This window comes from Ruegeria sp. CK1 (assembly GCF_056536545.1).
In genome coordinates, this window is the sequence record NZ_JBQFPX010000004.1 from 213,183 (window position 1) to 237,473 (window position 24,291).

At 56.1% G+C, this 24,291-nt stretch carries 26 protein-coding genes; 19 read left to right on the forward strand and 7 right to left on the reverse strand.

Features of this window, described 5'->3' with window-relative positions; translation table 11 throughout:
* Nucleotides 1–59: 59 nt before the first annotated feature.
* The 10 genes from ACR0L3_RS12090 to smpB all read left to right on the forward strand — a co-directional run bounded on the left by ACR0L3_RS12090 (nt 60) and on the right by smpB (nt 8,200).
* Nucleotides 60–1,427: an MFS transporter gene (locus ACR0L3_RS12090; protein ID WP_480745974.1), complete on the forward strand. Its 1,368-nt coding sequence runs from the start codon at nt 60–62 to the stop codon at nt 1,425–1,427.
* On the forward strand, nt 1,424–2,287 hold the full coding sequence (gene mepA / locus ACR0L3_RS12095) for a penicillin-insensitive murein endopeptidase (protein ID WP_480745975.1): 864 nt from the start codon (nt 1,424–1,426) through the stop codon (nt 2,285–2,287). Before ACR0L3_RS12090 ends, mepA begins: the two co-directional genes overlap by 4 nt.
* Nucleotides 2,260–3,144, forward strand: a complete 885-nt coding sequence (locus tag ACR0L3_RS12100) for an esterase-like activity of phytase family protein (RefSeq protein ID WP_480745976.1) — start codon at nt 2,260–2,262, stop codon at nt 3,142–3,144. The genes mepA and ACR0L3_RS12100 overlap by 28 nt, the downstream gene beginning before the upstream one ends.
* A gap of 91 nt (nt 3,145–3,235) precedes the next feature.
* The gene (locus ACR0L3_RS12105) at nt 3,236–3,883 is read left to right on the forward strand and encodes a queuosine precursor transporter (protein ID WP_480745977.1); all 648 of its coding nucleotides are present in this window, start codon (nt 3,236–3,238) and stop codon (nt 3,881–3,883) included.
* 265 nt (nt 3,884–4,148) lie between these two features.
* Nucleotides 4,149–4,568 carry an alternative ribosome rescue aminoacyl-tRNA hydrolase ArfB gene (gene arfB, locus ACR0L3_RS12110; RefSeq protein WP_480745978.1) on the forward strand — a complete coding sequence of 140 codons (420 nt, stop codon included), beginning with the start codon at nt 4,149–4,151 and terminating at the stop codon, nt 4,566–4,568.
* A gap of 54 nt (nt 4,569–4,622) precedes the next feature.
* Nucleotides 4,623–5,369, forward strand: a complete 747-nt coding sequence (locus ACR0L3_RS12115) for an SDR family oxidoreductase (protein ID WP_480745979.1) — start codon at nt 4,623–4,625, stop codon at nt 5,367–5,369.
* A 9-nt stretch (nt 5,370–5,378) separates the two neighbouring features.
* Nucleotides 5,379–6,395 (forward strand): P1 family peptidase, encoded by a 1,017-nt coding sequence (locus ACR0L3_RS12120; protein ID WP_480745980.1) that lies wholly within the window; start codon nt 5,379–5,381, stop codon nt 6,393–6,395.
* Between the two features lie 113 nt (nt 6,396–6,508).
* Nucleotides 6,509–6,922 carry a c-type cytochrome gene (locus ACR0L3_RS12125; protein WP_480745981.1) on the forward strand — a complete coding sequence of 138 codons (414 nt, stop codon included), beginning with the start codon at nt 6,509–6,511 and terminating at the stop codon, nt 6,920–6,922.
* 205 nt (nt 6,923–7,127) lie between these two features.
* Complete coding sequence (gene idi / locus ACR0L3_RS12130; RefSeq protein ID WP_480745982.1) at nt 7,128–7,670, forward strand: isopentenyl-diphosphate Delta-isomerase; 543 nt, start codon at nt 7,128–7,130, stop codon at nt 7,668–7,670.
* A 47-nt stretch (nt 7,671–7,717) separates the two neighbouring features.
* Complete coding sequence (gene smpB, locus ACR0L3_RS12135; RefSeq protein ID WP_480745983.1) at nt 7,718–8,200, forward strand: SsrA-binding protein SmpB; 483 nt, start codon at nt 7,718–7,720, stop codon at nt 8,198–8,200.
* A 14-nt stretch (nt 8,201–8,214) separates the two neighbouring features.
* On the opposite strand, the gene ACR0L3_RS12140 is transcribed toward smpB, so the two are convergent.
* From ACR0L3_RS12140 to panB, 4 genes are all read right to left on the reverse strand, one after another.
* Nucleotides 8,215–8,631 (reverse strand): VOC family protein, encoded by a 417-nt coding sequence (locus ACR0L3_RS12140; protein ID WP_480745984.1) that lies wholly within the window; start codon nt 8,629–8,631, stop codon nt 8,215–8,217.
* Between the two features lie 81 nt (nt 8,632–8,712).
* Complete coding sequence (gene glpK / locus ACR0L3_RS12145; protein ID WP_480745985.1) at nt 8,713–10,191, reverse strand: glycerol kinase GlpK; 1,479 nt, start codon at nt 10,189–10,191, stop codon at nt 8,713–8,715.
* Nucleotides 10,192–10,257: 66 nt separating this feature from the next.
* Nucleotides 10,258–11,100, reverse strand: coding sequence for a pantoate--beta-alanine ligase (gene panC / locus ACR0L3_RS12150; protein ID WP_480745986.1), 843 nt, complete (start codon nt 11,098–11,100; stop codon nt 10,258–10,260).
* On the reverse strand, nt 11,097–11,936 hold the full coding sequence (gene panB, locus ACR0L3_RS12155) for a 3-methyl-2-oxobutanoate hydroxymethyltransferase (RefSeq protein WP_480745987.1): 840 nt from the start codon (nt 11,934–11,936) through the stop codon (nt 11,097–11,099). Before panB ends, panC begins: the two co-directional genes overlap by 4 nt.
* Nucleotides 11,937–12,108: 172 nt before the next feature.
* Here panB and ACR0L3_RS12160 point away from each other — a divergent pair, with 172 nt between their 5' ends.
* From ACR0L3_RS12160 to ACR0L3_RS12185, 6 genes are read left to right on the forward strand one after another with little or no spacing between them, the layout of a single operon-like run.
* A complete protein-coding gene (locus tag ACR0L3_RS12160; RefSeq protein ID WP_480745988.1) occupies nt 12,109–13,590 on the forward strand; it encodes an ABC transporter substrate-binding protein in 1,482 nt (493 codons plus the stop codon).
* A 21-nt stretch (nt 13,591–13,611) separates the two neighbouring features.
* A complete protein-coding gene (locus ACR0L3_RS12165; protein ID WP_480745989.1) occupies nt 13,612–14,721 on the forward strand; it encodes a ligand-gated ion channel in 1,110 nt (369 codons plus the stop codon).
* Nucleotides 14,722–14,761: 40 nt separating this feature from the next.
* Nucleotides 14,762–15,709 (forward strand): ABC transporter permease, encoded by a 948-nt coding sequence (locus tag ACR0L3_RS12170; RefSeq protein WP_480745990.1) that lies wholly within the window; start codon nt 14,762–14,764, stop codon nt 15,707–15,709.
* On the forward strand, nt 15,706–16,521 hold the full coding sequence (locus ACR0L3_RS12175; protein ID WP_480745991.1) for an ABC transporter permease: 816 nt from the start codon (nt 15,706–15,708) through the stop codon (nt 16,519–16,521). Before ACR0L3_RS12170 ends, ACR0L3_RS12175 begins: the two co-directional genes overlap by 4 nt.
* Nucleotides 16,518–18,128, forward strand: a complete 1,611-nt coding sequence (locus ACR0L3_RS12180; RefSeq protein WP_480745992.1) for an ABC transporter ATP-binding protein — start codon at nt 16,518–16,520, stop codon at nt 18,126–18,128. The genes ACR0L3_RS12175 and ACR0L3_RS12180 overlap by 4 nt, the downstream gene beginning before the upstream one ends.
* 19 nt (nt 18,129–18,147) lie before the next feature.
* The gene (locus tag ACR0L3_RS12185; RefSeq protein ID WP_480745993.1) at nt 18,148–19,599 is read left to right on the forward strand and encodes an aldehyde dehydrogenase family protein; all 1,452 of its coding nucleotides are present in this window, start codon (nt 18,148–18,150) and stop codon (nt 19,597–19,599) included.
* A 3-nt stretch (nt 19,600–19,602) separates the two neighbouring features.
* Here the strand turns inward: ACR0L3_RS12185 and pncB are convergent, their stop codons facing one another.
* Nucleotides 19,603–20,895, reverse strand: a complete 1,293-nt coding sequence (gene pncB / locus ACR0L3_RS12190; RefSeq protein WP_480745995.1) for a nicotinate phosphoribosyltransferase — start codon at nt 20,893–20,895, stop codon at nt 19,603–19,605.
* 165 nt (nt 20,896–21,060) lie between these two features.
* On the opposite strand from pncB, the gene ACR0L3_RS12195 reads away from it, so the two are divergent.
* Complete coding sequence (locus tag ACR0L3_RS12195; RefSeq protein ID WP_480745996.1) at nt 21,061–21,594, forward strand: hypothetical protein; 534 nt, start codon at nt 21,061–21,063, stop codon at nt 21,592–21,594.
* Here ACR0L3_RS12195 and pncA read toward each other — a convergent pair.
* The gene (gene pncA, locus ACR0L3_RS12200; RefSeq protein ID WP_480745997.1) at nt 21,591–22,184 is read right to left on the reverse strand and encodes a bifunctional nicotinamidase/pyrazinamidase; all 594 of its coding nucleotides are present in this window, start codon (nt 22,182–22,184) and stop codon (nt 21,591–21,593) included. The two genes, ACR0L3_RS12195 and pncA, sit on opposite strands and share 4 nt — an antisense overlap.
* Before the next feature lie 115 nt (nt 22,185–22,299).
* Between pncA and trhO the strand changes: the two genes are divergently transcribed.
* Both trhO and ACR0L3_RS12210 read left to right on the forward strand, forming a co-directional pair.
* Nucleotides 22,300–23,205, forward strand: coding sequence for an oxygen-dependent tRNA uridine(34) hydroxylase TrhO (gene trhO, locus ACR0L3_RS12205; protein ID WP_480745998.1), 906 nt, complete (start codon nt 22,300–22,302; stop codon nt 23,203–23,205).
* A gap of 75 nt (nt 23,206–23,280) precedes the next feature.
* On the forward strand, nt 23,281–23,784 hold the full coding sequence (locus ACR0L3_RS12210; RefSeq protein WP_480745999.1) for a potassium channel family protein: 504 nt from the start codon (nt 23,281–23,283) through the stop codon (nt 23,782–23,784).
* Nucleotides 23,785–23,786: 2 nt separating this feature from the next.
* On the opposite strand, the gene ACR0L3_RS12215 is transcribed toward ACR0L3_RS12210, so the two are convergent.
* On the reverse strand, nt 23,787–24,116 hold the full coding sequence (locus ACR0L3_RS12215; RefSeq protein WP_480746000.1) for a hypothetical protein: 330 nt from the start codon (nt 24,114–24,116) through the stop codon (nt 23,787–23,789).
* Nucleotides 24,117–24,291 lie beyond the last annotated feature (175 nt).

The window sequence follows — 24,291 nt, forward strand, 5'->3', positions numbered from 1 at the left end:
ACGCTTGCGAATTGGGCTAAAGCCCCGTCTTATGATCGCAACAAAAATCAGGGGCGGTTATGGCAGAAATTTCCAATCGCAGGCGCATTTGGGGCTGGTGGTTTTTCGATTGGGCCAGTCAACCCTATCACTCTTTGTTGGTCACCTTTGTCTTTGGCCCATATTTCGCGGGTGTTGCGGCGGGGTATTTCTCGGGCACCGGACTGGATTCAGATGCCGCAGCTGCGCGGGCGCAAACGGTTTGGGCCAATTGTTTGACCATTACAGGGTTGATCATCGCATTCGGGGCGCCGCTATTAGGGGCATTGGCAGACGTGTCAGGGCGGCGTATCCCATGGATTTTTGCCTTTTCAGTGATGTACGCGGTGGGTTCAGCCGCGCTTTGGTACACTTTGCCCGATGGCTCGAACATGTGGCTGATGCTCTCGGCCTTTGGGTTCGGTTTTGTCGGCGCGGAATATGCGTTGATCTTCATAAACTCTCAGCTGCCCGATCTGGGTAATGACAATGAAGTCGGGGAAATCTCGGGCTCGGGCTTTGCATTTGGGTATTTCGGCGGCCTGATCTCGCTGGCGATCATGTTGGTGTTTTTTGTCGAACAGCCCGATGGCAAGACACTGATCGGAATAGACCCTATATTTGGGTTGGATGCGGCCCAGCAACAAGGCACTCGGTTCGTGGGTCCGTTCACAGCCGGTTGGTTCATCCTATTCATGGTTCCCTATTTCTTGTGGGTCCGCGACGATCCGAATACCAACAAAACGGGAAGTCTTGGTGAGGCGCTGCGCGTGCTGGGCAAGGCGGTCTCGGACCTGCGCCACAGGGTCAGTCTGGCGACTTATCTGGGTTCATCCATGCTGTACCGCGACGCGCTGAACGGGCTTTACAGTTTTGGCGGCGTTTATGCGCGGTTGGTGTTGGAATGGGATCTGATCAAGATCGGAGTGTTCGGGATTGTCAGCGTTCTGGCCGCGGCCATTTTTGCGTGGGTCGGCGGCAAGCTGGATAAGAAATACGGGCCCAAACCGGTGATTTTGGTAACGATATGGGTGCTGATTTTTGTTTGTGCCACAATTGTGTCGATGGATCGGACACAGATTTACGGGATCCCGCTGCCTGAAGGTTCGGGTCTTCCCGATCTGGTATTCTTTGGCTGCGGCATCCTGATTGGCGGCATGGGCGGCATCCTGCAGTCAGCCAGTCGCTCGTTGATGGTGCGCCACACCGATCCTGAGACCCCGGTCGAGAGCTTTGGTCTTTATGGTCTGTCGGGTCGTGCCACCGCCTTTGCAGCACCTTTGCTGATCGGGATCGCTACAACCGTGACTGGCAGCGCACGGCTAGGGGTGTCACCGATCATTCTGTTGTTTATTCTGGGTCTGTTCCTAATGCGCTGGGTGAAACCGGAAGGGGATCAGAGCAGATGATTTTACTACGTTTTTTCGCGATAATCGCCGCGATCACATTGGCAGGCACGGTAGGGGCACAACCGTTGGCCAAGCAATTGTTCGGTGCGCAAAAGCAGAGTTCACAACAAAAACCAGCCGCTTTCGGCAGTTATTCGCGCGGATGTGCCGCCGGGTCGGTGCAACTGCCCGAGACGGGTCCGACGTGGCAGGCCATGCGCTTGTCTCGCAACCGCAATTGGGGGCACCCGCAAGCGATTGACTATGTGCAGGACCTTAGCCGCTTTGCCGCCAAGCAGCCGGGGTGGAATGGTCTGTATATCGGGGATATCAGCCAGCCGCGGGGTGGACCGATGACATCCGGTCACCGGTCTCACCAACTGGGTCTGGATATCGATATCTGGATGCTGCCCGGTGACAACATGCGCTTAAGCCGCAAGGCACGCGAGAACATCTCGTCCATTTCTCTGCGCCGCTCCAACGGAGCATTTGTGAACAGCAACTGGACAAGTCAGCACCACGCCGTTCTGCGCGAGGCGGCTAAAGACAAACGCGTGGCGCGAATTTTTGTTTTCCCCGGTGCCAAGGTTCAAATGTGTAACGAGGAAAAAGGAAACCGGGCCTATTTGCGCAAAATCCGCCCTTGGTGGGGCCATCACTATCATTTCCATGTGCGCCTGAAATGCCCGCGGGGGTCAAATGGATGTGTAAACCAAGACGCGCCGCCCAAGGGAGATGGCTGCGCCGAAGCGCAACAGTGGGTCAATAATATCCTCAACCCTCCCCCGCCTGATCCAAATGCGCCACCACCCCAAAAACGCCGGGAATATGTTCTGGCCGATTTGCCTCAGCAATGCGCTTCCGTTTTGCAATCCAACTAAGCGCGGCACTGCTTCTGGCCGCGTCAGCCTGGGCGGTCGAGGTCAAAAAGGCCACGCACCTGAATAGCTTTACCTGGCGGCATAGTGCCGATTGGTTCGGTGGGTTTTCAGCTCTGCAGATTTCGGACAACGGTCGCCAACTGATAATACTAAGCGACCGGGCGGTTGTGGCACAGGCCGTGATCGAACGGGACGGTGATGAAATCAGCAGGGTTCGGGTTACTGGGGCCTGGCCCGTTCTGTCCAGCAAGGGCCGTCCGCTTGCGGGTAGTGCAGGAGACTCTGAAGGTATCGCAATGGCGCCAGATGGCAGTTTTTACATTTCATTTGAAGGGTTGCATCGCGTGGCCCGATACTCAGCCGCTGGTTCCAATGCGGTTGTACTGCCGCGTCCAAAAGCATTCAAAAGACTGAATGGAAATGGATCACTCGAAGCATTGGCAATCGACGACAACGGATGGCTATATACGCTGCCTGAAAAAAGTCGAACCACTCAGGGTGACATTCCGGTGTATCGCTGGAACGGGAAGGCTTGGTCTACACCATTCGAGCTGAAACAGCGGGGTAAATTTCTGCCGGTGTCGGCTGATTTCGGGCCAGACGGTCGGTTTTATGTGTTGGAGCGCAGCCTGTCCCTGACCGGTTTTCGCACCCGTCTGCGAAGATGGCAGATCACAGAGGGCGGAGCTGAGGCCGAAGAAACCATGTTCGAAACCGGTACCGGCACACATGACAATCTCGAAGGGTTGTCAGTCTGGCGTGACGATCAAGGCAGGCTGCGGGCCACAATGATCTCGGATGATAACTTTCTGGCCCTGCAGCGGACCGAATTGGTGGAATACCTACTGCCCGATTGACAGAGTCCTGGCAAAGGTCTAAAGGCACGGCTTGCCTTGGGATGAGCCCTTGGCCAAGTCGCCGCTACCTTGTCAAAACGGGCATCTGAAAATGCAACGCGCTTATATTCCCGGCATTATTGCCATGGCCGCCATTGTTGTGGCCTCAAACATCCTTGTTCAGTTCCTGATCTTTGACGGGCTGCTGACCTGGGGTGCCTTCACATACCCGCTGGCCTTCCTGGTCACCGACATCATGAACCGCGTCTACGGCGTGGCCACTGCTCGCAAGGTTGTTTTTGCCGGCTTCATCACCGGTATCATCTGCTCGCTAATTGGTAGCCAGATTATGCTGCAGGGTGACGGGTTCACCTATGCCGCAGTTCCGCTGCGGATCGCCGTCGCGTCAGGCACCGCCTTCCTGATTGCCCAGCTGACCGATGTCACAGTGTTCAATTCGCTGCGCGGTGGCCAATGGTGGCGCGCGCCGCTGGTCTCGACGCTGATTGGATCGGCGCTGGATACCGCTCTGTTCTTCACCATTGCCTTCTCAGCTTCGGTTACCTTCTTCGGTGCCAATGCAGACGCCGCGATCAACTGGGCTTGGGAGCCTGTGCCCTTCATGCTGTCCGGCCCGATGGCGCCGCTGTGGGTTACTCTGGCCTTTGCCGACTGGCTGGTGAAGCTGTCGCTGGCGCTGATCGCGCTGATCCCGTTCAAGGTGATCGTTGCCCGTCTGGCGGCCGCGCAGCCCGCGTAGAAAAAAGTGCTTTGAGAATGGCGCATCTTGTGTCAGGCTCAAAGTTAACCGCAACAGATAGAAAAGGAGGTGATCCAGTGTCGAGAAAGAGATTGGAGAGAGGTGTCGGAACAACCGGGGGGACCGCCTGTTAGGGCAGCCCTTGGCGGAGCGCTCGCTCCGGCTGGTCGATTGATCTAACCGACCCAACCTCCTGTACTTTCGAAGGGCCGTCCCGCCGGGGCGGCCCTTTCTGTTTCGACCCGTGCCGGATAAGGTCCACCCCATGTTGCGCATCACAGACGATATCACCCTGCAAGATTGGGAAATGACCGAGAGCTTTGTCCGCTCGTCCGGCCCTGGCGGGCAGAACGTGAACAAGGTTTCAACGGCGGTGGAACTGCGGTTCGAGGCTGCGCGCTCACCTTCTTTGCCTGATCCCGTCAAAAACCGGTTGAAGCGGCTGGCCGGACGGCGGTGGACCAAAGACGGCGCGATCATCATTCAGTGCGAGGAAACCCGATCACAGGCCCGCAACCGTGAGATTGCCCGCACGCGGTTGGTCGAATTGATTACCCGCGCGCTCGCCAAGCCCAAGCGGCGAATTGCCACCAAGCCGACTTACGGCTCGGTCAAACGTCGACTTGCGGCGAAAAAGGCGCGCTCGGATGTGAAAGCGTTGCGCGGCAAGATCTCGGAAGATTGATCTGGTAACTTCGTGGGGCCTTGCTAATTTGGTCTCATAGGGGAGAGCAAGATCATGAGGTTAGAGGGAAAAACCGCAATCGTTACCGGCAGTGCATCCGGTTTCGGTGCCGGGATCGCGCAGAAATTCCTGTCCGAAGGCGCCCGTGTCATGATCGCAGACATTAATGGTGATGCGGCAGAAGTTCAGGCGAACCAGTTGGGCCCTAACGCTTTCGCGTTTCAGGTAGACCTTGCCGACGCAGTTTCTGTACAGGCCATGTCGGACTGCGCTTTAGATCGGTTTGGTCAACTGGACATACTGGTTAATAATGCGGGTGTGACGCATTTGCCGGCACCTTTGGAAGACGTCACAGAAGAGGATTTCGACCGCGTCTTCAACGTGAATATGAAATCCGTCTACCTGACAGCACGTGCTTTGGTGCCCGCGATGAAAACACGCGGCGCAGGAGCGATTCTGAACGTTGCGTCGACAGCGGGTCTTTCACCGCGTCCAAGTCTGAACTGGTACAATGCGTCAAAGGGTTGGATGATAACGGCGACTAAGACGATGGCAGTGGAACTGGCGCCATTCGGAGTGCGCGTGAATGCAATCTGTCCTGTCGCCGGAGAAACACCGCTACTCAAATCCTTCATGGGCGAGGATACGCCCGAAATGAGGGCAAAGTTCATTTCAACAATCCCTTTGGGCCGGTTCTCCACACCCGAAGACATGGCCAATGCAGCTTGTTTCCTGTGCTCGGACGAGGCCAGCATGATCACCGGTACAGCATTGGAGGTTGACGGTGGCCGCTGTATCTAAGGACCTCACATGACACCCGGAACCAGAAACCTGATCACCGACGTTCCAGGCTTGTTGGTCGGAAATGCGCAGGATGAGGCGCTGAAATCAGGCACTACGGTCTTGACCTCGGATCAAGCCTTTGTCGCTTCGGTCCACGTGATGGGAGGCGCGCCTGGTACACGCGAAACTGATTTGCTGGCACCGGACAAATCGGTGGCACGGGTGGATGCGATTACCCTGTCCGGCGGGTCGGCCTTTGGGTTGGATGCCTGTTCTGGGGTGTCAGACGCATTACGCAGTAAAAGGCGCGGGTATCCTGTGGGTGACACTGTGGTGCCAATCGTACCCGGAGCGATCTTGTTTGATCTGTTGAACGGCGGTGACAAGGCTTGGGTGGAAAACCCGTATCGTGTTTTGGGCCGAGCGGCATATGAACAGGCTGCAAAGGAATTCGCTCTTGGATCGGCAGGGGCGGGTACCGGCGCACTGGCGGCGCGGCACAAGGGCGGTTTGGGCTCAGCTTCTCTTGTGTTGGAGTCCGGTGTTACTGTCGGTGCCTTGGTTGCCGCAAACCCGATGGGCAGCGTGACGACGCCAAGCGACCGTCATTTCTGGGCTGCCCCATTTGAAATTGGTGAGGAATTCGGCGGTTTAGGGCCTGATACGGGTACGGGCCTTGGTCTACCCGCAGTCAGTCGTAAGGCGCAGGCTATGCGCCCGGCAAACCCTGAAAAGGGTAATACAACCATCGCCATTGTTGCCACGGACGCAGCGCTGTCAAAACCGCAATGTCAACGGTTGGCAGTGGCGGCCCATGACGGCATTGCTCGCGCAATATTGCCCGCACATACTCCGGGCGACGGAGATTTGGTCTTTGGAGTCAGCACCGGTGCGCGTGTCACCGAAACCGAGGCAGAACTGGGACTGATCGGACATGCAGGTTCGATTTGTCTGGCGCGGGCGATCGCTCGGGCAATCTATCTGGCGACTCCGGCTGCGGGTGATCTGTTGCCCTGTTGGTCCGAGTCGCGGGACATAAGTTAAGGATGGCCGCTATGTCGCAGCGGCACAGTGTCCTCGCGCGGCAATCCGCGCGTTGACTCTTTTTTGCGCCGACGGTCCATTCGGTGCAGCCAATTCGTATCGGAGCAAAAGCTATGAATCGCATCCTCGCTACCGCAATCGTCGGCCTGCTGGCCTTTCCCGTTTACGCTGAAGGAGACGCCGAAGCCGGCAAAAAGGCTTTTAACAAGTGCAAATCCTGCCATTTGATTGCTGATCCTGCAGGTGAAGTAATCGTCAAAGGCGGTAAAACTGGCCCGAACCTGTATGGTATCGCCGGTCGCACAGCAGGCACCGTTGAGGATTTCAGATATGGTGACAGCATTGTTGAGGCTGGTGAAAATGGTTTAGTTTGGGATGAAACGACCTTTGTCGCATATGCGCAAGATCCCAAGGCTTTCCTGAAAGACTATTTGGGCGAAACCTCGGCCAAGTCCAAGATGACTTTCAAACTGAAGTCAGGTGCCGAGGACGTTTATGCCTATATCGTCAGCGTGTCAGGCGAATAACGTCTCTAAGCACAACAAGTGACAAGTTACGAAAGGCCGCAGCCCCTGCGGCCTTTCGTGCGATTGATAACTGGATAAATCATCGCCACTTTGGGGATGTGCGTTTCACCATGCCCATGCATGGTTTCGCACAGCTAGGCCGATCCGGCGGCAGCCAATTCCGTATTTTCAGCCGCTCTGTTGGATCGGCAGCAGGAGAAGACAGATGGGAATCATGATCCCTGCCTGGGTTGATGGCGAGTTGACCCCTGTAGACAAGCTTGAGGCACATGAAAAAGGTCTTCGGCATAAGGCTGCGTCGGTCTTCGTAGTCCGTGGCACCGAAATTCTGATGCAGCGTAGGGCTTTGGGAAAATACCACACGCCGGGCTTGTGGGCGAACACGTGCTGCACACATCCAGATTGGGGCGAGACGCCATCCGTTTGCGCCGTCCGTCGCTTGCGGGAAGAACTTGGCATTACCGGGCTGTATCCCGAATACAGACACCGGCTGGAATATCACGCTGATGTCGGCAACAACATGATTGAACACGAAGTGGTCGATATCTTTCTGGCTCGTGTTCGTGGCCCGCTTGAAATAGAGCCTAATCCGGACGAAGTCATGGATATTCGCTGGATCGACTATCATGATCTTTTGGCCGAAGTGCAGCGCCACCCGGACCGATTTACCCCGTGGCTTAAGATTTACCTGCACAACCATGCGGACACGATTTTTGGCCCAGACCTGATCTTCTCGGCCTCGTCCTGACGGCTTCGGCTTGCAAGGGCCGCCCAAGCCGCCTAAATCAACGCGTCATGGCTAAGCAAAAGCAGAAAACAGACCCGAATTACAAAGTCATCGCCGAAAACCGGCGTGCCCGCTTCGATTACGCGATCGAAGAGGATATCGAGTGCGGCATCGTGTTGGAGGGGTCCGAAGTGAAATCCCTGCGCGCGGGTGGGTCGAACATTGCCGAAAGCTATGCCACTGTAGATGACGGAGAGCTGTGGCTGATCAACAGCTATATTGCGCCTTACGAGCAGGCGAAGGTGTTCAAGCACGAAGAACGTCGGCGCCGCAAGCTGCTGGTTTCGCGCAAGGAACTGTCGAATTTGTGGAACGCTACCCAACGCAAGGGCATGACGTTGGTGCCGCTGGTTTTGTATTTCAACCACAAAGGCCGGGCGAAGCTGAAGATCGGCATCGCCAAGGGTAAGAAGCTGCACGACAAGCGTGAAACTCAGGCCAAGCGGGACTGGTCGCGTCAGAAACAGCGGTTGATGAAAGATCACAGCTGAGGTCTGGGCCCGCTTTACCCGTCTCGACCAGGTTCGGCAGGATTGCTTGAATACAGCGCGATCTTGTTGCCTTGCGGATCCCGCAAGTAGCCGACATAGAAACTGGGCCCGTACATGTCCCGAAAGCCGGGCTGGCCTTCGTTGGAACCCCCGGCCTCAACGGCTGCAGCATGAAGATCGCGAACCTGCTGTTGCGTGTGCGCCTTAAAAGCGATCATCGACCCGTTCCCGGCTGAGGCAGGGCACCCATCAAAGGTGTGTCTCACGTAGATTTCAGGCTGAACAGGAGATTCGCCCGGTTCCGTTGGCAGCGCAAAGCTCAAACCTTCCGACTGCTCTTCGAATTCATATCCCAGCGCTGGTAAAAACGCGGAATAAAACCGTTTCGCGCTTGCGAGGTCATCCGCTCCGATAGTGACGTAAGCAATCATGCGAAACCTTTCTGTGCGAAAGTTCCAGTCGTTAAAGGAAAGCGGACCAACACCAGGTTTGGCCCGCGTACCAGAGCGTAATCAGAACGCCATGGCCGCAGCAACAGCACGTTTCCAGCGGTCATAAGCGGCGTCGCGCTCCTCGGCAGACATTTCCGGTTCAAATCGGCGATCCAGCGCCCATGTGTCCGAGAATCCCTGTTGGTCCGGGTAGACACCCGCCCGCATCCCGGCCAGCCAGGCCGCGCCAAGTGCGGTGGTCTCCTGCATCACGGGACGGTCCACCTCGGCCCCCAGATAGTCCGACAGCCCCTGCATTGCCCAGTCCGAGGCGCTGGCGCCACCATCCACGCGCAGGGTTACGTCGGTGTCCGCGCCCCAGTCGCCCTGCATGGCGTGCCACAGGTCTCGGGTCTGGTAGGCGATGCTTTCCAGCGTTGCCTTGGCGAATTCCGCACGACCGGAATTGCGGGTCAGGCCAAACACCGCGCCGCGGCAATCAGGTTTCCAGTATGGCGCGCCGAGGCCGGTGAAGGCTGGGACCAGGACGACATGTTGGTTCGGGTCGGCCTGTTTCGCCAATTCTCCGCTTTCGGGCGCAGTTTCGATGATCTGCAACGCATCGCGCAGCCACTGCACGGCGGCACCTGCCACAAAGATTGAACCTTCCAACGCATAGGTGCGCTTGCCGTCCAGTTGGTAAGCGATGGTTGTAAGAAGGCGGTTCTTTGATTCAACCGGTTTGTCGCCCGTATTCAGCAGGGCAAAACAGCCAGTGCCGTAAGTGGACTTCATCATGCCAGGCTGGAAACAAGCCTGGCCGATGGTGGCAGCCTGTTGGTCCCCAGCCACGCCCAAAATTGGGATATTGCCCCCAAACAGGGTCGTATTTCCAAAGTCCGACGCGCAGTCGTGCACGTCGGGCAGCATGTTCATGGGCACGTCCAGCAGGTCGCAAATCTCAGCGCTCCACTCACCCTTGTGGATGTCGAACAGCAGCGTTCGGGCGGCGTTGGTTGCGTCAGTGGCGTGGCTGCGTCCTTCGGTCAGGCGCCAGATCAGAAAGCAGTCGATGGTGCCGAACATCAGTTCTCCGGCCTCGGCGCGGTCGCGCGCGCCCGGCACGGTGTCTAAGACCCACTTCACTTTGGTGCCCGAAAAATAAGGGTCCAACAGCAGCCCAGTTTGCGCGGTCACGTCGTCCTCGCACCCCGCCTGTTTATAGCGTGCGCAAATTTCGGCGGTGCGGCGGTCTTGCCAGACGATGGCGTTATGAATCGGCTCGCCGGTGGCGCGGTCCCAGATCACGGTGGTTTCGCGCTGGTTCGTGATGCCGATGCCCGCGATCTGATCGGACGTCACGCCGGTGGTTTCCATCACCTCACGGCAGACGCGCAGAACGCTCTCCCAGATTTCCTCGGCTTCGTGTTCGACCCAGCCTTCTTGCGGAAAATGTTGGGTAAATTCGTGCTGCGCGGTCCCTACGCGCTGCATGTTTGCGTCGAACAAAATGGCCCTGGATGATGTGGTGCCCTGATCTATGGCGAGAATAAACGTCATTCCCCGCGCCCCTCCCGTTTGGTTTTGCGGGACTTTAGCGCAAACAATGACGCTCGGACCAGAGGTTCAGACAGGAATATTATCGATCAGTCGCACGCCATCCGCCCAAGCTGCAGCAAACAGCCGCGCGGGGCGATTTGCATGGCTCAGCGGTTCCAGCGTTTCTGCGCATCGCAGGTGAATGTATTCGACCTGCGCAAAGCCGGCGGCCAGAAGGTCGGTTTCGGCTTTTGCGGCCAGTGCGTCAAACGCAGCGCCAGCTTTCAGCGACTGAACCAGGCCCTGCATGATCCGATGTTTGTTGGCCGCAACCGCCAACCCTTCGGGCGAGAGTAATAGGTTTCGCGAGGACATCGCCAAGCCTGAGGGTTCGCGAACAGTGGGGCAGCCGACCACCTCAATCGGGATATCCAGATCGCGCGCCATGCGACGGACGATCATCAGTTGCTGATAGTCTTTTTCCCCGAAATAGGCTCTGTCCGCTTGCGTTTGCAGGAACAGTTTTGCGACAACCGTGGCGACGCCGTCGAAATGGCCGGGGCGGAATTCGCCCTCCATCACATCGGTTAGTCCTGAGACGGAAACGGTTGTAGCAAAGCCCTGCGGGTAAATCTCTTCGGGGTCAGGCACATAGATCGCGTCAACGCCAAATGGGGCCAGTTTTTCGGCATCTTCAATTTCGGTGCGCGGGTATTTGGCGAGATCCTCGGGGTTGTTGAACTGCTTGGGGTTCACGAAGATCGTCACGATTACCCGGTCGGTGTCACGCTTGGCAACCTCAACCAGAGACAAATGACCCTGATGCAGCGCGCCCATGGTAGGCACTACGCCAATCGTCTCACCGTTGCGGTGCCACTCGGTGGTCAGTGCGCGCAGGTCGGACAGTCGACGTAAGATTGGGGCGGTCATGTTTTGGGACCATTTGACGGAACCTGATCCGCGAATACATGTTCATCCGCTGGAAAGGTACGGGCTCGAACCTCGGCCGCGTATTCGGCTATGGCAGTTTCGGCTTGCGGGCCAAGTTCGGCATAGCGTTTGACGAACTTCGGTTTGAAGGCTGTGAAAAAGCCAACCATGTCATCGACGACCAGAATCTGTCCGTCACATCCGGCAGATGCACCGATGCCGATGGTCGGGATCGCGATCTCAGCCGTGATCCGATCCGCAAGGCCCTGTGGTACTTTCTCAAGCACAACGGAGAACGCTCCGGCCTCGGCAACGGCGCGGGCGTCTGCTAAAACGGCCTCGGCTTGCTGGTCGCGGCCTTGGACTTTGTAACCGCCCAGCGTGTTGATCGACTGCGGTGTCAGGCCGATATGCGCCATCACAGGTATGCCGCGTTTGACCAGAAAGCGGATGGTCTCGGCCATTTCAATGCCGCCTTCCAACTTCACCGCCCCTGCACTGGTTTCAGCCATTAGACGCGCAGCATTGCGGAAGGCGTCGGACGGAGAATGTTCATAACTGGCAAAGGGCATGTCGATGACCATCATCGCACTTTCCAAACCGCGCGAGACTGCCTGGCCATGCATCACCATCATCTCCATCGTCACGCCCAATGTCGATTCCAGCCCATGCAGAACCATGCCGACGCTGTCACCGACCAGAACGAAATCGCAATGGGCATCCATCAGCTGCGCCATTGGCGTGGTATAGGCGGTCAGCGAGACCAAAGGAGTGCCCCCTTTACGGGCGCGGATGTCCTCGGCGTTTGGGGCTTTTTTGCGGGCGGTGGCGCTCATGGTCGCTCCTGCGGGGTTCATGTTGCAGCGCGGCATAGCAGATTGCACAAGGTTATAGAAACCCCGGTTGCGCCAACATTCCCTTGATTGACCCGAGGTTTAAAGGGACATTACTTGCAGAAACGCCCGTAAAACAGCGGGTTCAGCCATTTCACACGGGGGATTTTTCATAATGCGAACGTTGCGATCTATTGCATCGGCATTGGCGTTGGGAGTGAGTGTCGTTGCCACCGGGGCTTTGGCCAAATCCGATATCACTATCGCCATGCAGCTTGAACCGCCACATCTGGACCCAACAAGTGCTGCAGCTCAGGCGATTGACTCGGTGGTTTACACCAATGTCTTTGAGGGCTTGACCCGGTTCATGGGCGACGGATCGGTTGTACCCGGATTGGCTGAAAGCTGGGAGATTTCCGACGACGGAACCGTTTATACCTTCAAGTTGCAAGAGGGTGTGACATTCCACGACGGTACTGCAATGGATGCCGAAGACGTAAAGTTCAGCCTTGATCGTGCCAAGGCCGATGACAGCGCAAATGCGCAAAAGGCTCTGTTCGCGGGCATCCAAAGTGTCGAAGTCGTCGATCCCCTGACCGTCAAGGTAACCCTGTCTGAACCAAACGGTAATTTCCTGTTCAATATGGCTTGGGGCGATGCGGTGATTGTCTCTTCCGACAGCATCGAAAACATCAAAACTAATCCAGTGGGAACCGGAGCTTTCACTTTTGGCAATTGGGTACAAGGCGACAGCATCACGCTGAATCGCAACCCGAACTACTGGGGTGATCAGCCTGAGTTAGAGACTGCAACGTTCAAATTCATCTCAGACCCGACAGCTGCCTTTGCCGCGATGATGGCTGAAGATGTGGACTATTTTGACAACTTCCCAGCGCCAGAAAACCTACCGCAATTTGAGGCCGATCCCCGTTTTCAGGTGCTTGTTGGTACAACCGAAGGTGAGACGATCCTGTCGACCAACAACAAGCAACCACCTTTTGATGATATCCGTGTTCGGCAGGCTTTGGGCCATGCAATTGACCGACAGGCCATCATCGACGGAGCAATGTTTGGTTATGGGACACCGATTGGCACTCATTTCGCGCCGCATAATCCAGCGTATGTCGATCTGACTGGCGATTCCGCCTATGATCCGAAAAAAGCGGCTGAATTGTTGGCTGACGCTGGTTATGAGCAAGGGTTTGAGACCACCTTGCATCTACCGCCGCCTTCTTACGCCCGACGCGGAGGCGAGATTGTTGCCGCGCAACTGGCTGAGGTTGGCATCAAAGCTGAGATTCTGAATGTTGAATGGGCGCAGTGGTTGGAGTCGGTGTTCAAAGGCAAGGATTATGGCCTGACAATTGTTAGCCACACTGAGCCTATGGATATCGGCATATATGCGCAGCCCGACTATTATTTCCAGTATGATAGCTTGGACGCCCAGACTCTGATGGACACCCTGAACGGAACCACCGACCCCGAGGGGCGCAAGAAACTACTAGGTGAGATGCAGCGTCTGATCGCCAATGATTTCGTCAATGGCTACCTGTTCCAACTGGCCAAGCTGGGGGTCGCCAAGGCCGGTGTTCAAGGATTGTGGGAGAACGCACCCACCGCCGCAATTGACCTGACACAAATCAGCTGGTCCGAATAACTTTTCCCGGGGCTGCAAGCCGTGGCCCCGGTATTCAAAGCCTACTATCGTAGCCTTAACATGACCTTGGTCCGCGCCATATGCTTCGTTGCTTTGTGTGTTTGCCTGAACATCTTTGCTGGCGGGCAAGCGATAGGGCAAAGCGGATTGGAAGGCGGGTTGGGCAGGTTGGTTGGCACACCTGATAACCCGCTGAAGGTGGGGATCGGTATCCACATCGATCAGGTCACCAGTGTGGATCAAAAGGCAGAAAACTACGGCGCGGTTGTTATCTTGCGAGTCGAATGGACAGACCCAGCGCTGGCTTTTGATCGCGCCGAGGTCGGACGGGAAATCCAGGTGTTCAACCCTTCGGCATTGGCCAACCATGCGCGCGGTCTTAACGCGATTGTGCCTGCCTTTGTCATCCACAACCAACAATCCAACAAGTGGATTCACGAATCCGCTGCCTCGCTGCGGTATGACGGACATGTGGTCTATGTCGAGAAATCGTCGCTGACCTTGCAGGCCCCGCATTTCGATTTCCGCCGATACCCGTTCGACACGCAGGAATTCTTTTTCGAAGTCGTCTCGGTTTTTCCTTCCGAATACGTCACTTATTATCCGCTAGAAGACTTTTCCGGCCTTGGTGACTTGCTGGGCGAAGAAGAGTGGATACTGGAAAACGCGCAGGTTGAACATTCCAAGGTTATCGGCCTTTCCGGCAGAGAAAGCGACCAGATCGCTTTGGCGTTCGAGGGCCACCGACACCTGACTTACTATGTGATCCGGGTGTTCCTGCCGATGCTGGTTTTGGTTTCCGTCGGCTGGGCGCTGTTTTTCCTAGACGAATACCGCCGCCGGATCGAAATCGCCGGTGGCAACTTGCTGGTTTTCGTTGCCTTCAATTGGGCCATCTCTGCCGATTTGCCAAAACTGGGCTACCTGACCTTTCTGGATTTCATCTTGCAGTGCATGTTCCTGATGACCGGAGCGTTGATCGTGTTCAACGTCGCTCTGCGTAAATTGAAGGTCTCAGGGCATGAAGAGGCGGCCAGAAAGCTGGACAATTACGCGATCAAATGGATCTATCCGCTGGGTTACGCCGCCATCGTTGGGTATGCGATTTTTGCCTATCTGCTGAGGTCTTAGGTGCTGGACCCGCGCTTTATGTGACCCTAACGTGGCCTCTATGCTCCGCTATGTTCTCAAACGTCTGATGTCCCTTCTGATCAGCCTCGCGGTTGCTTCAGTTGTCATCTTTGCAGTGATCGAGGTGGCACCAGGCGATCCAGCATCATTCATGCTGGGGGTAAACGCGCAAGAGGACACATTGGCGGCCTTGCGGGCCGAGCTTGGGTTGGATGTGTCAAAGGCTCAGCGCTATTTCGATTGGATCGGCGGTATGTTGGTTGGGGATTTCGGTACGTCTTATACCTACCGAACACCAGTATCTCAGATGATCGCGGATCGGCTGTGGGTATCTCTGCCGCTGGCGCTGTATGCGCTGGCTCTGTCCACTTTGATTGCTTTTCCCGCCGGGATTTACGCTGCCGCTCGTCGGGGTAAACCCGGAGATTTGACGGTGATGGGGGCCACGCAGTTGGGCATTGCCGTGCCGAATTTCTGGTTTGCGATGATGTTGGTTCTGATCTTCGCTATCAATCTGCGTTGGTTCAACGCCGGTGGGTTCGCTGGCTGGAACAAAGGTTTCTGGACCGGGATACACTCGTTGACATTGCCCGCCATAGCTTTGGCCCTGCCACAAGCCGCAATTTTAGCGCGGGTCATGCGCTCGTCTTTGCTGGATATATTGGGTGAGGATTTTATGCGTACCGCCCGCGCCAAAGGGTTGTCACGCCGTCAGGCACTGTGGCGGCATGGCGTTCGCAATGCGCTAATACCGGTGTTGACCATCATTGGACTTCAATTCTCGTTCCTGCTGGCAGGGTCGATCATCATCGAACAAGTGTTCTATCTGCCCGGTTTAGGGCGGTTGGTGTTTCAGGCGATTTCAGCGCGGGACCTGATCGTGGTGGAATCCGTAGTGATGTTGCTGGTCTTTGCGGTCATCACTGTGAATTTTCTGGTCGATCTGGCCTATGCCGCCGTTGATCCGCGGCTGAGGAACAGGACATGAGCCGCAATCTGATCCTCGGCACGGCGCTGTCTTCGCTGGTTCTGCTGGCGGCTTTGGTGTCCTTTGTTTGGACGCCTTATGACTATGCTGTTCTGGATATCCCCAACAAATTGCAGACACCCAATGCACAGCACTGGTTTGGAACAGATCATTTCGGGCGGGATATGTTTTCGATGATCATGGTGGGCGCCCGCACGTCCATCGCCGTTGCGCTGGTTGCAGTGGGCATCGGCATGGCGCTGGGCGTACCGCTGGGTTTAACTGCTGCGGCGCGCAAAGGATCCTGGCTGGACGAGGTGATCATGCGGGGCAATGATCTGGTCTTTGCTTTCCCTTCGCTGGTCATCGCCATTCTGATTACCGCAGTTTTTGGTGCCGGGGCGATCAACGCCATTATCGCCATCGGTATCTTCAATATTCCCGTATTTGCCCGCATCACCCGAGGTGCCGCTTTAACGCTGTGGGAACGCGAGTTCATCCTCGCTGCCCGTGTCTCGGGCAAGGGCGCGGCTCGTATATCGGCAGAGCATATCCTGCCCAATGTAGCGAACTTGCTGATCGTGCAGGGGACGATCCAATTCAGCTTGGGAATTTTGGCCGAGGCGGGACTGTCCTATGTTGGTCTTGGCGCTCAACCACCCACGCCCAGTTGGGGGCGCATGCTTGCAGATGCGCAGACAATGGTTAGTTTTGCCCCACATTTGGCTCTAACTCCCGGGTTGGCGATCATCGTTACAGTTCTGGGGCTAAATCTGCTGGGTGACGGATTGCGCGACTGGTTGGACCCCAGAATACGGGTAGCGCGTGCATGAGCCTGTTGCAGATTGAGAACCTGTCACTGTCGATCAACAATGCGGATATTCTGCGTCAGGTCAGCCTGTCCGTTGCACCGGGGCAAATCGTGGCTGTGACCGGTGAGAGCGGTTCGGGCAAGTCAATGACTGCACTGGCCGTGATGCAATTGCTACCAAACGGAGCTGAGGCGACAGGCGCGATCCGGTTTCAGAGTACCGATCTGCTGAACGTCTCAGAAACTGAAATGTGCGATCTGCGGGGTGGGTCCATCGGAATGGTGTTCCAAGAACCGATGACCGCGCTAAATCCGGTCAAAACCATTGGCTATCAGGTGATGGAGACGATCCTGATCCACAAGGCCATGCCCCGTGCTCAAGCCCTGGAACGCGCGAAAGAGGTGCTGACTCGTGTCGGCCTGCCACCCGATCGCTTTCCTCTATCGCGCTACCCGCATGAGCTGTCCGGCGGCCAGCGCCAGCGCGTAGTCATTGCCATGGCGATTGCGTTGCGTCCCAAATTGCTGATCGCGGATGAACCGACAACGGCTCTGGATGTCACTACTCAGGCTCAAATTCTTGATCTTCTAAAAGGGTTGGTCAGGGAATATGGAATGGGCCTGCTGATGATCACGCATGATTTGGCGGTTGTAGCAGATATGGCAGACAAGATTGTGGTTATGCGTCGCGGCGAAGTGGTAGAGCGCGGCGCGACCGGCGATCTGATGCGAAACATGCAGCACCCTTATACGCGGATGCTGTTCGAGGCATCTGGTCATCAGGTGGCGCTGCCGCCACCACCACCACCGCACCCTTTGCTTAAGGTCAAAAACGTCGTCCGAGACTATCGCTTGCCGCGGAAACGCCTTTTCGGAAGGCCGGATCGACATCGTGCGGTGGATAACGTCAGTTTTACCCTCAACCGTGGTGAGCGTTTGGGGCTTGTAGGTGAATCAGGGTGTGGAAAATCGACCCTAACGCGGGCTATTCTTGGCCTGGAAGGCGTACAGTCCGGCGAAATTCGGTTGGATGGTCAACCTGTGTATTCGGGGCACAGTCCCGACCGAACCGTGCGCCGCAAGATGCAGGTGGTGTTCCAAGACCCCTACGGCAGTTTCAACCCCCGTCACCGCGTCGCTCGTTTGATAACCGAGCCGTTTCACCTGCTGGACGAAGCCCCGGTTGGGGCCGAGCGGCAGGATCGCATCGCTGAGATGCTGAACGCTGTGGGTCTCAGCCCCGATGATGCAGGCAAGTACATTCACGAGTTTTCAGGCGGGCAGAGACAACGAATTGCCATCGCACGTGCTTTGATGATCCGTCCGGAATTGATCTTGTTTGATGAGGCTGTCTCGGCCCTCGACGTTTCGGTGCGTGCGCAGATCCTAGATCTACTAGCCGAACTATGCGCAACCTATGATCTGACCTACCTGTTCATAAGTCACGACCTGAGCGTCGTGCGAACAATCACGGACCAGGTGATGGTGATGCAGGCAGGCCGTATTGTGGAGCAAGGGGGGACTGAACAGGTCTTTTCCGATCCACAACACCCGTATACCCGAACTTTGATCGAAGCCGCGCCAACCTTGCCAACTTTTGGCGCGAATGCTCATAAAGTCCTTAATTAGAGCCTAAATGGAGGCATAAATGTCCAATCCTCTCTGGTTCAATCCCAGCCTTTGTCTCATTGGCGGCGCGTGGATCAACCCTGCTTCGCAAACAACCCTTCCGCTGATCAACCCGTCAGATGGTTCGGAAATTTGTCATATTGCGCGTGGGGGTTCAGCCGATATCGACGCAGCGGTTCAAGCTGCACAAGCCGCCCTGGACGGCGATTGGGGTCGCAAAACAGCTTTGGAGCGGGGACGAATCCTAACGCGTTTAGGGCAGATGGTGTTGGAGCGCGTTGATGATCTGGCCACGTTGGAGGCGATGGATGTGGGCAAGCCCCTGACCCAGGCGCGGGCCGACGCAATCGCTCTGGCGCGGTATTGCGAGTTTTACGGTGGAGCTGCGGATAAGGTGATGGGGGAAACCATCCCCTATTTGGACGGCTACACCGTTTACACACTTCGCGAACCACATGGGGTGACGGGCCACATCGTGCCGTGGAACTATCCGATGCAGATCATTGGCCGCTCGGTCGGGGCGGCGTTGGCGATGGGCAACGCCTGTGTGTTGAAACCAGCGGAAGAAGCCTGCCTGACCGCGTTGGCCTTTGCCCATATGGCGCAACATGCTGGCCTGCCTGCCGGAGCTTTGAACGTGGTACCGGGGTTGGGGGGAGAGGCCGGGGCGGCCCTGTCGGCTCATCCGGGCGTGAACCATGTCTCTTTCACAGGTTCGGTGACTACCGGTGCGCTTGTTCAGCAGGCCGCGGGTCGAAATGTGGTGCCGGTGACACTGGAATTGGGGGGTAAGTCCCCGCAATTGGTGTTTGACGACGCTGATTTGGACGCCGCGCTGCCGTTCTTGGTGAATGCAGGCATCCAAAACGCGGGTCAGACCTGTTCTGCCTCGTCCCGTATTCTAGTTCAACGTGGTGTGTATGAGCAGGTCAAAAACCGCATGGCGGCGGCCTATGCCGATCTGACGGTTGGCCCGGCGCATGATGATTTGCGGGTTGGTCCACTGATCTCGGCTCGTCAGAAAGAGATTGTTGAGGGATTCCTGGCCAAAGGAGCCGACCTAAACATCGCTGGGAAGGGACATATCGTTGAACACGCACCCAAAGAAGGGGCTTATGTGCAGCCGACACTGTTTGCAGATGTCCCGTCGGATCATGTTCTGGCGCAGGACGAAGTATTCGGCCCAGTGCAGGTTCTGATCCCGTTCGACACCGAGGAAGAAGCCATTCAGATCGCAAACGCCACTGACTATGGGCTGGTTTCCAGCATCTGGACCCGCGACGGTGCGCGGCAGATGCGGTTGGCGAAGCAGCTGCGATCCGGTCAGGTATTCATCAACAACTACGGTGCCGGCGGCGGTGTAGAGCTACCTTTTGGCGGCGTTGGAAAATCCGGACATGGGCGCGAGAAAGGGTTTGAGTCGCTTTATGGATTTTCGCAGCTGAAAACGGTGGCTGCATACCATGGTTAGGGTCTAAACGATCACCTCAATCGGTTTTTGCGCGCCAACGCCAAACACGCGTTTGTAGCGTTCGATCTCGTCCTTTGGACCCATGGCCTTTTCAGGGTTGTCCGACAATTTTACGGTTGGGCGACCGTTGGCGGAAACCGCCTTACACACCAATGAAAACGGGGCCAGAGCGTCATCAGGAACCAGTCCGCGGAAATCATTGGTCAGCAAAGTGCCCCAACCAAATGAGACCTTGGTCCGGTGGGCGAACTGGCTGTGCAACTCGCGGATTTTGTCCACGTCCAGCCCGTCAGAGAAGATTACCCGCTTATCCATCGGGTCTTCGCCGCGCGATTTCCACCAGTTGATGGCAATTTCAGCCCCTGCCGCTGGATCGCCACTGTCCACCCGAATTCCGGTCCAGCCTGCCAACCAATCGGGCGCGCGGTCGAGAAACCCTTGGGTTCCATAAGTGTCGGGCAGAATGATGCGCAGATTGCCGTCATGCTCCTCGTGCCAGTCGCTGAGCACGTCGTAAGGGGCTTGTGCCAACTCTTCATCTGAACCGGCAAGTGCGGAATAGACCATAGGCAGCTCATGCGCATTGGTTCCGATCGCCTCGACCTCGCGCCGCATGGCAATCAAGCAATTAGACGTACCGGAAAACGCAGGTCCCAGCCCTTCGATCATCGCCTGGACACACCAGTCTTGCCATAAGAAGGAATGACGCCGCCGTGTACCGAAATCTGCGATACCCAGCCCATCAATATTACGCAGTTGTTCGATCTTTTCCCAAACGCGGGTCATGGCACGGGCGTAAAGGACCTGTAATTCGAACCGCCGCATGTCGTTGAGAACGGCCCTTGAGCGTAGTTCCATCAATACGGCAAGAGCTGGGATTTCCCAAAGCATTACCTCGTGCCACTTGCCTTCAAATGTCAGCTCGTATTGGTCACCCCTGCGTTCCAGATGATACGGCGGCAAGCGCATATTCTCGAACCATTCCATGAAATCCGAGCGGAACATCTGCCGTTTTCCGTAAAAGGTATTGCCGCGCAACCAAGTGCTTTCCCCTCGGCTAAGGCTAAGCGACCGAATATGATCCAACTGCTCGCGCAGCTCACTTTCATCGATCAATTTGGCCAAAGGGAAGTGATTCGACCGGTTAATCAGCGAAAAAACCACATCCGTTTGGGGCTTATTTCGAAACACTGACTGGCACATCAGCAGTTTGTAGAAGTCTGTGTCGATTAAAGACCGGACAATCGGGTCAATCTTCCATTTATGATTGTACACGCGCGTCGCAATATCGACCATGGGGAACTCCTGCGATTTCCGTTGTTAGATCAATAGGTGCGCGAATTGGCAAGAGTCGCTAGATTAGGGACAATGACAATGTCAGGTCACAAATCGAGCATATTGTGAGTTCTTTTCACCAGTTAGTGGAAAGAGAGGGTTGGAAGGACAAGGTTTAGTTAGTGAATGGGTCTCGAGTACGACTTTGATATTGTAGAGATTGCACCGGACGAAGTGGATCCCGAGCACGGTATGGCCGCTATGACCGGCCATCGTGCCGTGCGCGCGTCGTTTCGCAATACTCGCACAGTTCAGGCTCTGCACAGCGCCTCACCCAAGATACGTCGAATTTTCACTGAGTCAGGATTTAGTCTTGAGCCAAAAGGCAGCCGCCTGCCGCATGGAATTTACCTGCCGGAAGATGCGCAGGACCGTGAACGTATCCTAAAGCGATTGTTTGCAAATATCCGTAATATGGGTGTGCAAGGTGAATACTGCGGCGATTTCGATTTCTGGCAATTTCTCGATGATGTGAAAACGGCGCGTCCGCAGACAAAAATTGCTCAAGAAATCCCGGATCGAACGCCAAAGTCTGCTCAGCCTACACCGCCCAAACCCAAAAAGCGTTCTCTTCAGTGGCGTATTGGGGTCGCGTTAGGTCTGGCCGTTCTTGTGATTGCTATCCTGAGATATCTGGCTGCGATGGGGGCTACCCCCTAAGCCAAACTGACACCTGCGGCCCGCATTGCATTTTCAGCAGCGGCTAGCGACCCGTCCAGATCAATCGCCCGGCAAGCGTCCATTCGTACAGTTACGTCAAACCCCAATCGGGCGGCGTCTATGGCCGAATAGTGTACACAAAAATCGGTGGCTAATCCGACCAGTGTTAACTTTGTGATGCCACGAGTCTTAAGGTACCCTTCCAAGCCGGTCGGGGTGTTCTGGTCATTTTCGAAAAAAGCCGAATAGCTGTCGACGCCTTTGCGAAAACCTTTGCGAATAACAAGGTCAGCATGGGTGTTCAGGTCAGGGTGGAAATTGGCACCGTCGGTGCCTTGAACGCAGTGATCAGGCCAAAGCACCTGCGGACCGTAGTGCATATCTGTCACGTCGAAGGGGCTCTTGTCGTCGTGGCCGCTTGCAAATGAGGAATGATCTGACGGGTGCCAGTCTTGTGTCAGAATTACCGCGTCGAAGTCTTCCATCATGGCGTTGATAAGTGGGACGATCTCGTCCCCTTCTGGTACCGCCAACGCGCCACCGGGACAGAAATCGTTCTGGACGTCGATTACAAGCAGGGCATGGGCCATCGGGGTCTCTCCTCTGATTGCCTTATCGGTACGGGGCAGAGGTGCGATCGTCAATCTTGCGAGGGTGTCAATCCGATCCCTTGCGACTCTGCGCCAGCGGGTTTAGACCGCGCGCATGTATACTATCGCTGCTCTTTATCACTTTACCCGTTTCCCGGATCACGTTGCCCTACGCGAGCCGCTGCTGGAGCTGTGCCGCGCGCAATCGGTCAAAGGTACACTGTTGCTGGCGCAAGAGGGGATCAATGGCACCATTGCAGGTCCGCGCGCAGGGATTGACGCCGTTTTGGCGCACATCAAGGCGCTGCCTGGGTGTGCTGATTTGGAATGGAAAGAAGCCACCGCCGACCATCCACCCTTTGGCAAGATGAAGGTTCGCCTGAAGAAAGAGATCGTGACAATGGGCCAGCCGGATGTCGATCCGCGCGCGCGCGTTGGGAACTATGTCGAGCCTGAAGACTGGAACGACCTGATCCGTTCAGACGATGTGGTGGTGATCGACACCCGCAACGATTACGAGGTGGCGATTGGCACGTTTGAAGGCGCAATAGACCCTGAAACAGCCAGTTTTCGCGAATTCCCGACCTGGTGGGAAGAAAACAAGGATCGCTTTCACAACAAGCGCGTCGCCATGTTCTGCACCGGCGGCATCCGTTGCGAAAAATCCACCAACTTCCTGCTGGGGCAAGGGGTTGAGGATGTGTACCACTTGAAAGGTGGCATTCTGCGATACCTCGAAGAGATGCCTGCCGAAGACAGCACGTGGCACGGCGAGTGTTTTGTGTTCGACAATCGCGTCTCGGTCGGGCATGGCTTGGTTGAGGGTCCGCACAACCTGTGCCACGGTTGCCGCCGACCGATCCTGCCCGAGGATATGAAACGCCCCGAATACGAACATGGCGTGTGCTGCCACCGTTGCGTCAACGAAACCTCAGAGGCAGACAAGATGCGTTTCCGCGAGCGGCAAAAACAGATCGTTCTGGCGCGCCAACGCGGACAAGAGCATCTGGGCGCAGACTAACTCTCTGATAAATAAGGTTGCGGGCACAGTCGGGAAAGCCGATCATTGTGCCCGTATCGTTGTATCGGAGTTTCTATGCATCGCGATCCGACATCACTGGAAGAGTGGAAATCGACTCTGGTCGCGGCCTTGGGTCTTGTATTCGTCAGTTTTCTTGCGTGGTACGGTCTGTCGCGGCTGAGCGAGACCACCGCCGGTGACAAGATCGGCACCGCGACAACCGTGTTGCTTTCGATTTGGCTGGTGTCGCAGACTTGGTACTACATGACACAGGTGAAATCCCCGAAACGCCAGCTTTTGCTTATGGGGATTTCCTTTATTCAAGTCGTGCCATTCCTGTTTGCCGCCGTCTATGGTTCGTTCGGATACTACGATTTGTGTGTGGTCGGGGCCAAAGGACCATCAGACGTTCTGTATTTCTCTTACGTCACATTCACGACGGTGGGATTTGGGGATTTGCATCCCGCAGGCCTGTGCCGTGGATTGGCCGTCGCCGAAGCGATCACTGGGTATATCCTGTTGGGACTTTTTGTGGCGGCCGCTGTCGGAGTGTACGCGCGCAAGCATGGTCAGCACTGACTTTACTTGTTGTGGTCAATCCACAAAGACATTGCGTGCTTGTCCCGGAAACACTCTGACGGGATCGGTCTGCGTTTCTTCCGCGAAATCCGCTCGGCAAAGGCCACCTGTTTGCCGGTAGGGTAATTGGCAAAAGGTGATGGATCATTTGGTTTATGTTCTGAAATCCAAGCGGACATCGACTTGCGGTCGCGCTGCGCTTCGACCGGAATTTCAAGCGCTGACTGTTCGGCTATGGCGCGAGCGTAGCGCATTTGCCGATCTGTGACGGGCAGCAGGTGATAGTCGTTTGACGGACCGCTTAAGGCGGAATTTCGCGAGTACTGGGCCATCGGGTGTTCCTCTGACTATGTAGAACATATGTGGAACATTAACTATTTTTTTCAAGAGGGGCAGTCGGGACTGGGCAGGAAATTGCCGGCCTCACGTTTTATTGACTGACCAATCAATAATAGATAAGTCCGAGAAAACTCTTTGCCCGCTCGGGGCGCATATAAGAAAAGGACG

Coding starts and splice junctions, on each gene's coding strand:
- ACR0L3_RS12090 (WP_480745974.1), top strand. CDS start 60: ATGGCAGAAATTTCCAATCGCAGGCGCATTTGGGGCTGGTGGTTTTTC.
- mepA (WP_480745975.1), top strand. CDS start 1,424: ATGATTTTACTACGTTTTTTCGCGATAATCGCCGCGATCACATTGGCA.
- ACR0L3_RS12100 (WP_480745976.1), top strand. CDS start 2,260: ATGCGCTTCCGTTTTGCAATCCAACTAAGCGCGGCACTGCTTCTGGCC.
- ACR0L3_RS12105 (WP_480745977.1), top strand. CDS start 3,236: ATGCAACGCGCTTATATTCCCGGCATTATTGCCATGGCCGCCATTGTT.
- arfB (WP_480745978.1), top strand. CDS start 4,149: ATGTTGCGCATCACAGACGATATCACCCTGCAAGATTGGGAAATGACC.
- ACR0L3_RS12115 (WP_480745979.1), top strand. CDS start 4,623: ATGAGGTTAGAGGGAAAAACCGCAATCGTTACCGGCAGTGCATCCGGT.
- ACR0L3_RS12120 (WP_480745980.1), top strand. CDS start 5,379: ATGACACCCGGAACCAGAAACCTGATCACCGACGTTCCAGGCTTGTTG.
- ACR0L3_RS12125 (WP_480745981.1), top strand. CDS start 6,509: ATGAATCGCATCCTCGCTACCGCAATCGTCGGCCTGCTGGCCTTTCCC.
- idi (WP_480745982.1), top strand. CDS start 7,128: ATGGGAATCATGATCCCTGCCTGGGTTGATGGCGAGTTGACCCCTGTA.
- smpB (WP_480745983.1), top strand. CDS start 7,718: ATGGCTAAGCAAAAGCAGAAAACAGACCCGAATTACAAAGTCATCGCC.
- ACR0L3_RS12140 (WP_480745984.1), bottom strand. CDS start 8,631: ATGATTGCTTACGTCACTATCGGAGCGGATGACCTCGCAAGCGCGAAA.
- glpK (WP_480745985.1), bottom strand. CDS start 10,191: ATGACGTTTATTCTCGCCATAGATCAGGGCACCACATCATCCAGGGCC.
- panC (WP_480745986.1), bottom strand. CDS start 11,100: ATGACCGCCCCAATCTTACGTCGACTGTCCGACCTGCGCGCACTGACC.
- panB (WP_480745987.1), bottom strand. CDS start 11,936: ATGAGCGCCACCGCCCGCAAAAAAGCCCCAAACGCCGAGGACATCCGC.
- ACR0L3_RS12160 (WP_480745988.1), top strand. CDS start 12,109: ATGCGAACGTTGCGATCTATTGCATCGGCATTGGCGTTGGGAGTGAGT.
- ACR0L3_RS12170 (WP_480745990.1), top strand. CDS start 14,762: ATGCTCCGCTATGTTCTCAAACGTCTGATGTCCCTTCTGATCAGCCTC.
- ACR0L3_RS12175 (WP_480745991.1), top strand. CDS start 15,706: ATGAGCCGCAATCTGATCCTCGGCACGGCGCTGTCTTCGCTGGTTCTG.
- ACR0L3_RS12180 (WP_480745992.1), top strand. CDS start 16,518: ATGAGCCTGTTGCAGATTGAGAACCTGTCACTGTCGATCAACAATGCG.
- ACR0L3_RS12185 (WP_480745993.1), top strand. CDS start 18,148: ATGTCCAATCCTCTCTGGTTCAATCCCAGCCTTTGTCTCATTGGCGGC.
- pncB (WP_480745995.1), bottom strand. CDS start 20,895: ATGGTCGATATTGCGACGCGCGTGTACAATCATAAATGGAAGATTGAC.
- ACR0L3_RS12195 (WP_480745996.1), top strand. CDS start 21,061: ATGGGTCTCGAGTACGACTTTGATATTGTAGAGATTGCACCGGACGAA.
- pncA (WP_480745997.1), bottom strand. CDS start 22,184: ATGGCCCATGCCCTGCTTGTAATCGACGTCCAGAACGATTTCTGTCCC.
- trhO (WP_480745998.1), top strand. CDS start 22,300: ATGTATACTATCGCTGCTCTTTATCACTTTACCCGTTTCCCGGATCAC.
- ACR0L3_RS12210 (WP_480745999.1), top strand. CDS start 23,281: ATGCATCGCGATCCGACATCACTGGAAGAGTGGAAATCGACTCTGGTC.
- ACR0L3_RS12215 (WP_480746000.1), bottom strand. CDS start 24,116: ATGGCCCAGTACTCGCGAAATTCCGCCTTAAGCGGTCCGTCAAACGAC.